Annotated in this window: 11 protein-coding genes, 1 tRNA gene and 1 pseudogene; 7 read left to right on the top strand and 6 right to left on the bottom strand. The window is 43.4% G+C overall.

The annotated features are described in order from the left end of the window. Positions 1-58: 58 nt before the first annotated feature. Entirely contained in the window at positions 59-1225 is a 1167-nt protein-coding gene (gene hemH, locus V7K15_RS29130) for a ferrochelatase (RefSeq protein ID WP_334911367.1), read from the top strand. Positions 1226-1271: 46 nt separating this feature from the next. On the opposite strand, the gene V7K15_RS29135 is transcribed toward hemH, so the two are convergent. Then, the gene (locus V7K15_RS29135) at positions 1272-1811 is read right to left on the bottom strand and encodes a DUF4126 domain-containing protein (RefSeq protein ID WP_334911369.1); all 540 of its coding nucleotides are present in this window, start codon (positions 1809-1811) and stop codon (positions 1272-1274) included. 135 nt (positions 1812-1946) lie between these two features. Here V7K15_RS29135 and V7K15_RS29140 point away from each other — a divergent pair. Both V7K15_RS29140 and V7K15_RS29145 read left to right on the top strand, forming a co-directional pair. Next, positions 1947-2137: pseudogene (locus tag V7K15_RS29140) on the top strand (type II toxin-antitoxin system HicA family toxin); the annotation flags it as partial. Continuing rightward, positions 2124-2447: a type II toxin-antitoxin system HicB family antitoxin gene (locus V7K15_RS29145; RefSeq protein ID WP_334911371.1), complete on the top strand. Its 324-nt coding sequence runs from the start codon at positions 2124-2126 to the stop codon at positions 2445-2447. The pseudogene V7K15_RS29140 and the gene V7K15_RS29145, both read left to right, overlap by 14 nt. Positions 2448-2528: 81 nt before the next feature. Here the strand turns inward: V7K15_RS29145 and purB are convergent, their stop codons facing one another. The 3 genes from purB to V7K15_RS29160 form a co-directional block, all read right to left on the bottom strand. Beyond that, a complete protein-coding gene (gene purB / locus V7K15_RS29150; RefSeq protein ID WP_334911373.1) occupies positions 2529-3824 on the bottom strand; it encodes an adenylosuccinate lyase in 1296 nt (431 codons plus the stop codon). A 40-nt stretch (positions 3825-3864) separates the two neighbouring features. Beyond that, a complete protein-coding gene (locus tag V7K15_RS29155; protein WP_334911375.1) occupies positions 3865-4416 on the bottom strand; it encodes a DUF421 domain-containing protein in 552 nt (183 codons plus the stop codon). A 188-nt stretch (positions 4417-4604) separates the two neighbouring features. Beyond that, the gene (locus V7K15_RS29160; RefSeq protein ID WP_334911377.1) at positions 4605-5615 is read right to left on the bottom strand and encodes a YihY/virulence factor BrkB family protein; all 1011 of its coding nucleotides are present in this window, start codon (positions 5613-5615) and stop codon (positions 4605-4607) included. A 378-nt stretch (positions 5616-5993) separates the two neighbouring features. Here V7K15_RS29160 and V7K15_RS29165 point away from each other — a divergent pair, with 378 nt between their 5' ends. From V7K15_RS29165 to V7K15_RS29175, 3 genes are all read left to right on the top strand, one after another. Then, the gene (locus V7K15_RS29165) at positions 5994-6455 is read left to right on the top strand and encodes a tRNA (cytidine(34)-2'-O)-methyltransferase (RefSeq protein WP_292802794.1); all 462 of its coding nucleotides are present in this window, start codon (positions 5994-5996) and stop codon (positions 6453-6455) included. 791 nt (positions 6456-7246) lie between these two features. Continuing rightward, a complete protein-coding gene (locus V7K15_RS29170; protein WP_334911379.1) occupies positions 7247-9538 on the top strand; it encodes a peptidoglycan DD-metalloendopeptidase family protein in 2292 nt (763 codons plus the stop codon). Between the two features lie 166 nt (positions 9539-9704). Beyond that, positions 9705-9778 (top strand) — tRNA-Met (locus V7K15_RS29175). Positions 9779-9921: 143 nt separating this feature from the next. Here V7K15_RS29175 and V7K15_RS29180 read toward each other — a convergent pair. Continuing rightward, a complete protein-coding gene (locus tag V7K15_RS29180) occupies positions 9922-10839 on the bottom strand; it encodes a DUF4351 domain-containing protein (RefSeq protein ID WP_334911493.1) in 918 nt (305 codons plus the stop codon). 69 nt (positions 10840-10908) lie between these two features. Then, positions 10909-13053, bottom strand: coding sequence for an amylo-alpha-1,6-glucosidase (locus tag V7K15_RS29185; protein ID WP_334911381.1), 2145 nt, complete (start codon positions 13051-13053; stop codon positions 10909-10911). Between the two features lie 131 nt (positions 13054-13184). Between V7K15_RS29185 and V7K15_RS29190 the strand changes: the two genes are divergently transcribed. Continuing rightward, a complete protein-coding gene (locus V7K15_RS29190) occupies positions 13185-13796 on the top strand; it encodes a peroxiredoxin (RefSeq protein ID WP_334911383.1) in 612 nt (203 codons plus the stop codon). Positions 13797-13921: the final 125 nt, after the last annotated feature.

Raw genomic sequence — 13921 nt, forward strand, 5'->3', positions numbered from 1 at the left:
AAAGATATATTGTTAACATTAGTAAAAAACCTGAAAAGATTGGGGGAAAGTAACTGCTATGGGTCGTGTAGGCGTCTTATTACTCAATCTCGGTGGCCCTGATAAGCTAGAGGATGTCGGGCCGTTTTTGTACAACCTGTTTTCTGATCCGGAAATTATTCGCCTACCGTTTCGCTGGTTGCAAAAGCCCCTAGCCTGGTTTATTGCCTCAAGGCGAACCAGAACATCTCAAGCAAATTATAAGCAAATCGGTGGTGGTTCCCCACTGCGGCGGATCACAGAAGCGCAAGGGCAAGCTCTCAAAGAACAGTTGGGTTATTTGGGACAAGAAGCTAAAATTTACGTAGGAATGCGTTATTGGCATCCGTATACAGAAGAGGCGATCGCACAGATCACCCAAGATAATATAGAACATCTGGTAATTTTACCACTCTATCCCCAGTTTTCTATCAGTACCAGTGGTTCCAGCTTCCGGCTTTTAGAAAAGCTTTGGCAAGAAGATCCAAAACTTCAGCCCATTGATTACACCGTCATTCCTTCCTGGTACAAAGAACCAGGCTACCTGCAAGCAATAGCGGAACTCATAGCCCAGGAACTCGAACAGTTTCCTAATCCAGATGAGGTTCATATATTCTTCAGCGCTCACGGCGTTCCTAAAAGCTACGTTGAAGAGGCTGGCGACCCCTACCAGCAAGAAATTGAAGAATGTACTGCACTGATTATGCAGACCCTGAATCGACCCAATGTCCACACCTTAGCTTACCAAAGTCGCGTCGGCCCAGTAGAATGGCTCCAACCCTATACTGAGGATGCCCTGAAAAAACTAGGCGCAGAAGGTGTGAAAGATTTAGTTGTCGTGCCTATCAGTTTTGTCTCAGAGCATATTGAAACACTACAAGAAATTGATATTGAGTATCGGGAAATAGCGGAAGAATCAGGAATTCACAACTTCCGTCGTGTTCCGGCTCCCAATACCCATCCGGTATTTATTAATGCACTGGCAGACTTAGTAATTGATGCGCTGAAAAAGCCCAGTTTCAAGCTTTCGCAAGCTGCCCAAATGAAAAAAATGGTAAAAATGTACCCCCAAGAGCGTTGGGAATGGGGTCTGACTACTAGCGCTGAAGTATGGAATGGTCGGATTGCCATGCTGGGCTTCATTGCCTTAATCATCGAGCTGATTACCGGTCACGGCTTCTTGCACATGATTGGGCTTTTGCAGTAAATGAAAGGAGTTAGGAGTAGAGACGCGATTAATCGCGTCTCTACTCCTAAGTTTTCTGCCAATACCAGTCATACCACTGCTTGGCGCTACGAAGTGCAAACCAGAGCAGTATTAAAGCAATTAATCCTCCTTGCCAGGGAGCATCAAAGGCGAAAAGTACTAAAGCAATACATAAGGTATCTTGAAGAAAGACTGCCCACAACGGTAAGCCACGTAAGCGATAGAACCAACCAACTTGAACTAGCTGGAGTACTAAAGCTAACAAACCCCCAATTAAGGCAATCACCCAGTTTGGCGTTGCTGTTGCCGTAGCTACTGCTAACCCCATAATTGCGCCCACGATGGGAGACATGAATAACTGAATCAGTTGGAGCAATCTTTGCCCCCATACCTTTTTTGAGACTAATAATTCAATTAATGACCAACTGGTGAGGCAGCCTAATAAGATTGGTGGAGAAATGTGAGATAAAATTGGAACTTGTGACCACAAGTTACTACCCTGCAATAGTCCAATAATTAGCAAAGGTATACCTATTCTCATTCCTGCTGCCGCAGAGGCTGAAAGTGTGGCTAAGATTTCAATCATTAAGGCACTCGAAGCACTAATAAATAAGTAGATATTTGTTATTTATACTACCCATATATGGCAAAAAATCCAGCACCAAACTCACAATTTTCAGCAATAGAATACTTAAGATTTTTGGTATTTTAACGTGAGTTCGATATAGAGTCTTTACTAATTGCTCTTGGTGCAGAGGTTTCAGTTGGAAAAGGGTCAAGAGTTAGATTTGCTCTTAATGATATAAGAGCTACATTTCACAGACCACACCCGGAAAACAAACTGACAAAGGTGCTGTTAAGTCGATGCGTCGGTTCTTGACAGAAGCGGGAACTGAAAATGATGAAATATAAAGGATATGAGGCAATTGTAGAATTTGATGCTGAGGCAGAAATTTTGCACGGTGAAGTAATTAATATTCGGGACGTGATTACTTTTCAAGGTAGTAGCGTAGCCGAACTAAAGCAAGCTTTTTCTGATTCAGTGGATGATTATTTAGATTTTTGTAGAGAACGTGGGGAGGAGCCTGATAAGCCATTCTCAGGTAAATTCATGGTAAGAATCGACCCTGATTTACACAAAAAAATTGTAGTTAAAGCAAAGAAAGAGGGACAAAGCCTTAATTCGTTGGTTGAAAAAAGCTTGTACTTGTACGCTAGTTAAATTAACGTCAAAGCGTTTGCGTATTTTTTGGATAACAATTTAGTAGTAAGCGCTTAAGCGCTCACTACCAGCAAATTAATCTTAAATACCCAACCTTTGGTAAACTTCTTCTAAATGCCTCAGATGCTGCTGGGGGTCGAAACAGACCTCTAGTTCTGCTGGAGACAACTTTTGGGTAACGCGAGGGTCTTTGCTAATTAAGTCCTGGAAATTACCTTCTGGTTTGTTCCAAGCGGCGTGAGCGCTTTCTTGAACGATCGCATAAGCTTCTTCTCGGTTGCTTCCCTTGTCTATTAAAGCCAGTAGCACTTGTTGGCTGAACACAACACCGCCATAACAGTTGAGATTTCGTTTCATGTTCTCAGGATAGACCAACAGGTTTTTCACCAAGTCGGTTATTTCTATTAACATAAAATGCGTCAAAGTGCAAGCATCTGGCAAAATTACCCGTTCTACAGAACTATGGGAAATATCCCTTTCATGCCAGAGAGCAACGTTTTCCAAGGCTGCACCCGCATGACTTCTGACGAGTCGCGCCATTCCTGTCAGCCGTTCGGAACGGATGGGATTGCGCTTGTGTGGCATTGCTGAGGAACCTTTTTGACCTTTGGCGAAGAATTCTTCTACTTCCAGAACGTCTGTTTTTTGCAGGTTGCGAATTTCTACAGCAAAACGTTCGATGGATGCCGCTACCAAAGCTAATTGTTGCACGTAATCGGCGTGGCGATCGCGGGAAATAACTTGTGTTGAGGCTGTATCAGGTTTGAGTCCGAGTTTTTGGCAAGCGATCGCTTCTATACGCGGTTCAACATTGGCATAGGTTCCCACCGCACCAGAAATCTTACCCACAGCGATCGTTTGCCGGAGTATATTTAGACGTTCTTGGTGTCGCAACACTTCTGCTAACCAACCAGCTAGTTTGAAACCAAAAGTAATCGGTTCAGCGTGAATACCATGCGATCGGCCAGCCATCACTGTATGACGATGTTCCCCTGCTTTTTGGCGAATTACCTGAATCAAATCTTCCAGACGTTGCAATAATATATCCAGGCTGGCAACCAATTGCAATGCTAAAGCTGTATCCAAAACATCCGAACTAGTTAAACCCAGATGAATATAGCGTCCGGCATCACCAACATATTCGTTGACATTTGTCAAGAAAGCAATCACATCGTGGCGGACTACAGCCTCAATTTCTAGCACCCTATCGATGTCAAAATCTGCCTTAGCCTTAATTTCCTCAACCGCCTGAGATGGAATATAACCCAGTTCAGCTTGAGCCTCACAAACAGCAATTTCGACTTCCAGCCAAGTTTTTAGTTTATAGGCTTCACTCCACAGATTAGCCATTTCCGGCAAAGTATAACGCTCAATCACAGTTTGGCACAGAATACAACCGTCATATTTTACAGTCTAATTAATGTAGATCACTTTTTAGTGCAACTTTTTGCTCAGGGACAGAACTAGTTTTTGAGTCAAAGGTGATGATACTAATCCTACCGTCAGCCTCCATATATGCGAACTTCACATCTGCTAAAAATTCCACACCTTGCTGACGTAACTTGCTCATCAACTCATCGTCTGTAATTAACTCTCGTTGTAAATGGCGCTGAATCATCCGACCATTTTTTACCAATAGCAGTGGCGGCTGATTCAGAAAACGTTGAAACTGCGGTATTTTGTAACCTAACCAATTCAGCAAATAGCTCCAAAAAATCACAGTTCCTACCAGGATAGCCCCCTCAGTAATCGATGTATAATTACTTGCCATAGCATTTTGGGCAGCTTCCGCAAATAGCACAACTACGAGTAAGTCTGTAATTCCTAATGTTCCTAGTTGTCGGCTAGGAAGCAGGCGTAGTACTGAAAACAGCGCTAAATAGACCAGCGATCCCCGGATAATCAACTCAAAGATGCTGATGCTAGGAATAAAGATTGCCTGCCAATTAATAAAAAACCATTTTTCCATTAGCACTGATTTTCTTCCTTTTTAAATATATTTCTGGAAAAAATCCAGGATAAGGTTATTTATAAACACAGATTAATTATCTATGATTATATGTGGTTTCTTTGAGCAAACTGACTTTTGTTAGAGTTTAAACACTTTCATCTGGATCAGATTTAAAAATATAAAGCTTCCCCAAATATGGATTAACATTACTGATTTTTTCTTCTCTTTTTTAATCGCTTGGGCTTTTTAAAAGACTGGAATAAGCGATTAATAAAGCTAGAAGATGGCTTTTTATTAGGGGGCGATTGCTCCGTTGGATTCGTGCGATTATCTTTAGTGTTATCAGACAGAGGTATGGCATCCTTTGTTGGGACTATGCCGCTTCCGTACCTTCTGGCATAAACTTGGGTAAACTCTGCACCGAAGAAAAGAATCTGTGCGGCATAGTTAACCCAAGCTAAAACGACTACCAGTGAACCAGCAGCACCGTAGGTTGAACCAAAACTGCCATTACCTAGATATTGTCCTAATAAAAACCTACCGATAGAGAACAAAAATGAGGTAATAATAGATCCAATAAAAACATCATTCCAAGTAATTTTGACATCTGGTAGAACTTTAAAAATTAACCCAAATAGCGCTGTAGTGATCGAAAAAGATAGGACAAAGTTAACTATTCGCCAGAGGAAATCAACACCGGGTAGGATGTTGCTAAAGTATGTTACCAGTGCTGTCAATGCGGTACTAATTACTAGAGAAACTAAAAGTAAAAAGCCAATCCCGATCACCATTGCAAAGGATAAAAAACGTAGGCGAATCACATTGATTATGCCGCGTCCGGGTTTCGCTTTCACTTCCCAAATCGTGTTGAGAGAATCTTGCAACTCGGTAAATAAACCAGTAGCACCTAATACCAAAACTACAATACTAATAATCGAAGCGATCGCTCCTGTTTTTGGTTTGTTAGCATTCTGAATGGCTGTTTGGATAAGTGCTGCGCCATCTGGGCCGACTAAACCTTGAATTTGTCCCACGATTTGACCCCTTGCCGCCTCTTCTCCAAATACTGCTCCGGCGATCGCAATTACAATAATCAGCAAGGGTGCAATGGAAAAAATCGTGTAATAAGCTAACGCCGCCGCTAATCGTGAGGCTTTATCCTCACTCCATTCTTTGAATGTCTCTTGTAACAACTTCCAAATCGCCTGCAAATTCATCCAATCAGTCTCCTTGGGGGATGTCACCTAGTTCATGATATATTTGATACTTATTTCTTAAGTAACGGCATCCACCCAAGGGTGTTAGTGTAGCGTCCTGGAGGAGGAATTAAGAATTTTATCGTCACAACGTTTTAGTGTTATAAGAGCAGTTGTCAGTCCTACTCTCAACTTTTTCTACATAAAACTTAACATTTCCTGATTTTAGCCAAATATCCTCTCAGGTATTCCTCTGGGAGGGTTTGTGCTTGCTTTTAAAAATCTCATCAATGGAGGATGCTTGATTATTATTAACAAAACCTATGAATCGCCTCTACCTTTTGGTAGATTTAACATTGACAATAAATTGTTTTATACAATACGTAAATTATACGGATAATGCCTCAGGTAGTTTTAGTTAACCCCCAAATCCCGCCTAATACGGGTAATATTGCTCGAACTTGTGCAGCTACGGGTACAGAGTTACATTTGGTGGGACCTTTGGGATTTGAAATTAGCGATCGCTACCTCAAAAGAGCTGGTTTAGATTACTGGCCTTATGTCAAACTACATTATCACGAATCGCTAGAAGCCTTTAAGAGCGTACATCAGGAGCGTGGAGGCAGATGGTTAGGTTATACAGTTGGTGGAAATTGTAATTATGTCAGCTTTCAGTTTCAACCTGATGATTGGCTGCTGTTTGGTAGTGAAACCACGGGCTTACCACCAGCAATTCTGTCAGATTGCGATACTACTCTGTATATTCCTATGAGCCAACCGGGGGTTCGCAGCTTGAATCTGTCAGTCAGTGTAGCAATTGGCTTATTTGAAACCCGTCGTCAGTTAGGCTATTTACAATAGTTGTTTACCTCCAAAGGTATAAGTAATTATACTTAAGATAGCTCCAGGAATCTATTGTACGAGTTATTTGTAGCTAGAAACATTTTCTTGCTTACTGGAATAATTTGTAAACAAAGATACTTAAAATAGGATTTTTCCGCAAATTGTAGTGGAAGATACTTACAAGCACCGGAAGGTTATTATAAGAAATTTGTATATAAAACTTCGGACATTGCCAAATTTGAATGATAGATTTTGATGAATTTGAAACATCCTAAATTGGGGGACAAAAAGACTAAAACCCAGTCAGGTTTTACATTTGAGCTATCTTGGCTTAATGAACGCCAGAAAGCAGCCCAAAAGTAGCCGATAGTTAATACGGTTCTTTTTTAGGGAATAATCAAGGTAAAGTCTGGTGTTGAGAAGACGGATTCGGTAGAAATATCTTGAATATATCTACAGTAGGGAGCATAACTTTTCCAGAAGTCGTAGCAATTTAATTCTCAACAGCGACTATGGACTGAGGAAATAGTTTTCCAGTCCCCGCGATTGAGGCAAGACAAGCGCGGACAATGGTAAAGAGCAAAAGATCCTAAGTGGTGTTAGGAGTGGTTCGGACAAGTAAACACAGCAAACTTTAAGTTTTGCTAATATGTGCCAACTTGTCTAAATCAGAGAAGCAGGTTAATCTTGCGTAAGCATCTCTGGTGAGTGTGATCTTGATCTATCGTTAGTTGTGATCTAGATCATTGACTAGTATCCAACTGAAAAATCGAGATCAGTTAAGCGCTAGTGATCATAGGAGGTCGTCTTTGAAACGAGCATTGAAAAAGAGAGTAAAAGCTGTGTTGAAAAATAACTCCAGTAGCGATCATCCCCCGGTAGAACTGCAAAATGTGATGAATCCAAAAGTTAACCGCCGGGTGCGGACAAAAGCCGCCATGATTGGCTTGGCAATCTCTATGGGAGCAACCAGCCTTTTGGTGACTCGACAAAGCGATCAAGCCCAAGCAGCAGTGCCTGTAGGTAGCCAAAAGGCAACTTCAACGATTCCTGCTGTTTCTGACACTGAGGTGAAATTCGCCTCCACAAGGCTGAAGTCCCAAGCAGTCTCATCAGCGAGTGTGCCGGAAAATCCTGTGATCGTTGAACCAACCGCAGTTTCACAAGTGCCTGGGCTTGAAGCTAAATGGCAAGTTGCGGCAAGTGGAATGTCTTTGCAAGTTCCTGCATCAAAAACGTTTTCCCAAGCAACAACGGCTTATAAAAATTCCACCTACCCGAAGCCCCAAGTGGCACAGGGATTGAAGAATACCTTAGCCGAAACTAGTTTCCCAACAGTCAATAATCTATCTAATTCTAGTACTGATGGTGTTGGTAGTATAAATGCATCACTAACTGCCCAGCCACAAACAGTGGCAACATCTGGCGCAGCCGACAGTGAAATAAATGCAGAACTTAAGGCGCAACAAGAGTTCGCACTGAATCGCTTACAAGAAAAATCGAACCGTTTAAGAAAAAGTCTGGCACAGTTGCGGTCTGGGGAGACCAAAACTTTATCACAAGCTGATATGGGCTTGGTGCAGCCGACGACTGTGGTTGAGAAGACTATATTAGCCCAATCGGGCACTTCTGGCGATGCAAGCAAAGCGAACCTGATATCGCGGTTAAAACAGAAGACACAGACGAGTGCGTTTCTACCAGCCAAACCAACAGTTATTGCGTCTTCGACTCATACAGCCTACCAAGTTAAGCCTGGAGATACATTAGCAGCGATCGCCAGCAGATACAAGACTTCAGTATCACAACTAGTTAAGGCAAATAACCTCAATAATCCAAATCAACTGCAAATTAGTCAAAAACTAATTATTCCTGCTGCTCAAGTTGAGGCAACTGTAGCGAGTAACCCCACTTTTGTAGAGTCTAGCAATACTCCAAAAGTAGCCACCTCCCATGATGTGAACATTGGTAGTGCCAACTCATATCTACCTACTTCACAATCACCAACTATTGCCGAGAACACTAATGTTGCCGTCCCTACACCGGTAACTGTTCAAATTCAGGCAAATAGTGCGACCCACGACCAAACAGCCCCCACTGCTGTTACTTCTTATGGTGTCGGTGGTGACATTCCAGTGCCACAAGCTTTTGCCGAAATGCAACAGCCTAAAACACCAACAAATAGGGTAGCAAGGGTAAACAATAACAATAATGACCGTTTGCAGGGCTTACAAGCGGAAATCCAGAGATTACAGCAGAAATATCGCGATCAACAGTCTGGAAACTTAATTGTGCCAGCAGCTAGCGAAACTAATAATGCTGCAATGCTCACTCCTGTTTCTAGCCCCAATAATTTCACTGTACCCAAGTCTGTAGTTCGACCGAATAGTGTAGCGATACAAATTCCAGTTCCTACAGCTATTAGAGCTAACTATAGTTTTCAAGCAATTAAGTCCCAATACCGTGCTACTATGCCGGCTAACGAGCCAGTAAACCCAGATTTCTTACCCAATCTAGGCTCTCCTAGTCAGTGGACTCCATCTGGCAATCCATCTGGTACAAGGGTTAAAACGCCTACTGGAAGACTAAATGCCTCAGACTCCTTAGGAAAGATGCGGGGAACTACAGTTTCTCCACAGATGCGGATACCACCTTTGGCAGCAGTGGATCAATATCTGCCCAGACAAATTGACGAAACTATACCCCCTCCATCTAGCTCATCCATCGCTTACACATGGCCGGCCAAGGGTACTCTCACCTCTGGTTATGGTTGGCGCTGGGGTAGATTGCACAAGGGAATTGACGTTGCTAACTCCACTGGCACGCCAGTTGTCGCCTCGGCTGACGGTACGATCGAAAAAGCTGGCTGGAATAATGGTGGTTACGGCAACCTCATCGATATTCGTCATCCCGATGGCAGCATGACTCGCTATGGTCATAACAGCAAGATTCTGGTGCAACCTGGTCAGATGGTGCATCAAGGAGAAACAATTGCTTTAATGGGTAGCACTGGTCATAGCACTGGGCCACACAGCCACTTTGAAATTCATCCCACAGGTAAGGGTGCTGTTAACCCAATAGCCTTCCTACCAAATCGCCTGTAATTCTTGAGTTGTCTGTAACTAAATCATTGCCTTGTTAGTTGAGGGAGTTACCTCCCTCTTTTGCTTTCTATTACCTCAACAGGGATAGAAGTTCTAACAAAATTGCAAAAGGGGCTAGTCTTGAGCAAATTTGTATGCTATATTAGTTAATGATTTGAAGAATTCTGGCTCAGTAGCTCAGTTGGTTAGAGCACGGGACTCATAAGCCTGGGGTCGTTGGTTCAACTCCGACCTGAGCCATTTTAAAAGTTATAACTAGTGAGCGATAAAGTAACTTTGACTGCTCTGTAAGAGATAATTTTGGCCTCTAATATTCAGGACTCAGCGCTAACTGTTTGATCAGTTTGTAGCCAGTTGAGCAAATCAGCGATGTCTACGACGGGCTACGCCAACGCACTAAAATCTAACAAAGCCTCACCCAGTGCTTCCAATTGTTCTAGAGAAAGACCCTGAATCTGTTCTCGAACCTGTTGTGGTAACTCTCCTACCCGTTTTTGCAGCTGTCGTAGTACAAGTGTTTGTGCTTGTTCCTGTTGTCCTTTCTCGTAGCCAATGCGCTCGCCTGTGGTAATGTAACTCATGGTACGCTCCTGCTCGAATTGTTTAAACTCCTGCCAAAATTCTGCTTCTAATCCTTTTGGTAAAATCATAACCCAATCGATAAAACGATAGAGGTTACGAATATCCCTTTCTTGCAGCCCTTGTTCATACAATCGCCGAATTAAACTAAATTTCCACGTTTTCCTTTCTCCCAGTTGTTTAGTAGTTTGCTGGGTTTTCAAATGCGCCATTACCACCGTTGCAAAGGGATTATCGCTCTTTTCTAACTCTGTCCATCGATTTTGATAATCGAGCAGTTTGACGGTTCCAAATCTAAAATGCAGACCACAATCGGGATAATTATAACTGTATTGATTTGGTCTCCAAGTCGAGTCAGCATCGCACAAAATTGCTAGGCTAATGGCTGGTTTAGCAAATTTGTCAAAAATTCGCAGGTTGTAGGAAAACATCCTTTGAGCAAAATTATCTTCCGATTTTGCCTGAATTTCGACATGAATCAATAGCCAAATTTCCTCTCCTTGAATTTGCCAGACTTTGACCAATTTATCTGCATATCTTCTACCAAGTTCTGCTTCACGCGCTATTTGTTGAAATTCCTTATCAAGAAACTCGTGGGGACGTTCCCAATTAATTAGTGCTGCTGTTTGCGGAAAGAAAAATTGCATTGCTTGGGGGAAGTAAGCTTCTAGGATTTCTTTCCACGGGGAATCATTATCGGCTCTTTCTCGTTCCTCGCTCATGTGATTGGTAGATATCATGTTCTTGATCATTAAGATGTGAGCAGCTATAGCGATCTCTTATACTCAGCACTATTTAATGTGGCGGATTACTTCGGCGACTGACCAAGCTTGAGCGATCGCACCTCTGGGTGTATGAGGTGAATCGCCATCAAAAATCTCAGAAATAGAACCAAGACAAGCGTCAGATAGGAAGTGATCTAGTAGGGGTTGCCAATCAAAAGGCAGCGATCGCTGTGGATAAAAACGTTGCCAAGCCCGAATATATGGGCCAATTAGCCAAGCCCAAACAGTGCCTTGATGATAAGCGCGATCGCGTTGCTCTGAGTTGCCCTGATATTTCCCTTTGTATTCGGGATCTCCTGGATCGAGACTGCGAAGACCATAGGGGGTCAGCAAGCTGGTAGTTGCCAAATCTAGTATTTGACACCCTTGCTGAACAGAAAACCCACAATGTTGCAGTGACAGTGCTAAAACGGCATTGGGACGAATTTGAAAATTCCGGCGATCGTCCGGCTCAATAGTATCGTACAGATAACCCAGCTGGGGATTCCAGAACTTTTGCAGCGAGGTTTTTACGTGTTCTGCTTGTTGAGTATAACGCTGTGCTTGCTTAGTAAGACGCGCTGACGAACCGTAGTCAAGCTGGCTCAATCGTTCTGCCCACTGACTCAGCCAACATAAAGCAGAATACCACAGCGCATTGATTTCCACTGGCTTACCGTAACGAGGAGTAACGGGGTGTGACCCAATTACCACATCCATCCAGGTGAGGGCTACACCAGGAGCATCCCAACTAACTAGCCCATCGGTAGCATCGACCTGGATATTGAAATGTGTACCACCGACAAATGCTTTATAGATTTGCTGTACTACCGAGAATTGCTCTGCTAAAAAATCCCAGTCTTGGGTAGCTTCTAGATAAAGTCCTAAAGTTTCAATCCACCACAACGCCGCATCAACACTGTTATAAATTGGTTCGCCATCGACATCAGGAAATGCATTAGGAATCAGACCCTGGCGACAGTAATACCCAAAAGTTTGCAATACTCCTTTTGCTAGGTCAAAGCGCTGGGGAACTAGTGCCAACCCCGGTAAGGCAATTAAGGTGTCGCGTCCCCAGTCATTAAACCAGTGATAACCAGCAATGACCGTGGGGCCTGCAATTGAGGCTCGATAGACGATAAACTGATCGCTTGCTTTGAGTAGTTGTTGCCAGAGTGGGCTTGCCGTGAGCGTAGCCGAATGGGAGTGGGCTTGCCGTGAGCGTAGCCGAATGGGAGTGGGAGTTTTTGAATTTTGAATTTTGAATTGATTTGTCTGCTCTCCCTCTCTCCATCCAAAAATCTGTGAGAGCCGGTTTTGCTCTGCCTGCACGGCTTCTGCAAAGGTTTTGGCAGTGAGAACACTTAGCATTGAGTCAGGAAAACCTACTCGTGCTTCTAGAGTTACTGCATCTCCTGGTTGGAGTGTGACTATCAAGTAACCAGGACTGTAGAGGTCTTCCTTATCGCCTAATCCCCGTTTCGTCTCCTCAGGCAATCCATAATGCCAATACCAAACTGCATCTGGTTGATAATTTCCTTGTGTCCAGCGCAAGTGCCAAGGTATACCGAAGCGCCCAGAATTGATTGCTTGCAGACAGACTTGTTGTTCCCCTAGCAATTGTGAGAAGTGTAATTTGGCGCTAGCAGTCTGCTGGTGGTGAAAGTCACGTTCTGCGATCAACAGTCGCAGCCGTAAAATCGCTGGATGACTTCCCTCGTAGCGATAGTTGATTAAAATCCGATCGCAAAATTGGGAGTAGGGAGTGGGAGAGACGCGATTAATCGCGTCTGTACGGGAGTAGGGAGTGGGATTCTCTTCGCTACTCTCTCCCCAACCATAGGGCATTAGCAATTGTCTGGTTAACTGCCAGTTATCTTGCCCCCAAATCCATTTTGGAACTGGGTTAATATCAAAACAGCGTAGCAGTTGGTAGCCTGTCGGCTCAATCTGACCGTTACCCCAAAAGTTTGTCCCAAGTGCGACAACGCTGCCTAATACTTCCAAGCTAGCTTCTAGGTGCGAAAACAGCAGAGTCCGTCCAGAAGGCGGGTTTGTCGCGGTAAACAGCCAACCATGATAAGTGCGCGTGCGGACATCAGAAACTGTCCCACTAGCAAAACTTCCCAAGCCATTGGTAAGCAACCATTCTCTTGTATCTAAATCAGGCATTTGCTACTCAAAATCGTTATGAGTATGATATAGTCGTAACAGATCGTAATTAAACTGTGAGAGCGTGGATGGGTGAGTTTTACTTGACCCGAATTCTAACGCTACTAAACAAATAAAGGAGAATTAGGTTAATGTCCCTTACTTACGGAACCGAAGGAAGCCTCCGCGTTGGTCAACAAGCTCCCGATTTCACAGCAACGGCTGTGGTAGATCAGGAATTTAAGACAATCAAACTTTCCGATTATCGCGGTAAGTATGTCGTGCTGTTTTTCTACCCACTAGACTTTACCTTTGTTTGTCCCACTGAGATCACAGCATTTAGCGATCGCTACGAAGAATTCAATAAAATTAATACCGAAATCCTTGGGGCTTCCGTTGATAGTGAATTCTCCCACCTCGCTTGGATTCAAAGCGATCGCAAATCTGGTGGCGTTGGCGACTTGAATTATCCTCTAGTCTCCGACATCAAGAAAGAGATTAGCGCCGCTTACAACGTTCTTGACCCAGCAGCAGGCATTGCCTTGCGTGGTCTGTTCCTCATTGATAAAGATGGTATCATACAGCACGCCACCATCAACAATCTAGCTTTTGGTCGCAGCGTTGATGAAACCCTGCGGACATTACAAGCAATTCAGTATGTTCAGTCTCACCCCGACGAAGTTTGCCCAGCTGGTTGGCAACCCGGTGACAAGACAATGAATCCTGATCCAGTGAAGTCTAAAGTCTACTTCTCTGCTGTCTAAATTTCGCTAGCTAGCAAACTCTAATCCATCCTGTTGGAGTTGAGAGTAAAATTAATGAAAACCACAGATAAACAGAGATACACATTAAACAGTGTTAACCTCCGTATCTATCTGTGGTTTTCTCA

Source organism: Nostoc sp. (assembly GCF_036919815.1).
Taxonomy (GTDB): Bacteria; Cyanobacteriota; Cyanobacteriia; order Cyanobacteriales; family Nostocaceae; genus Nostoc.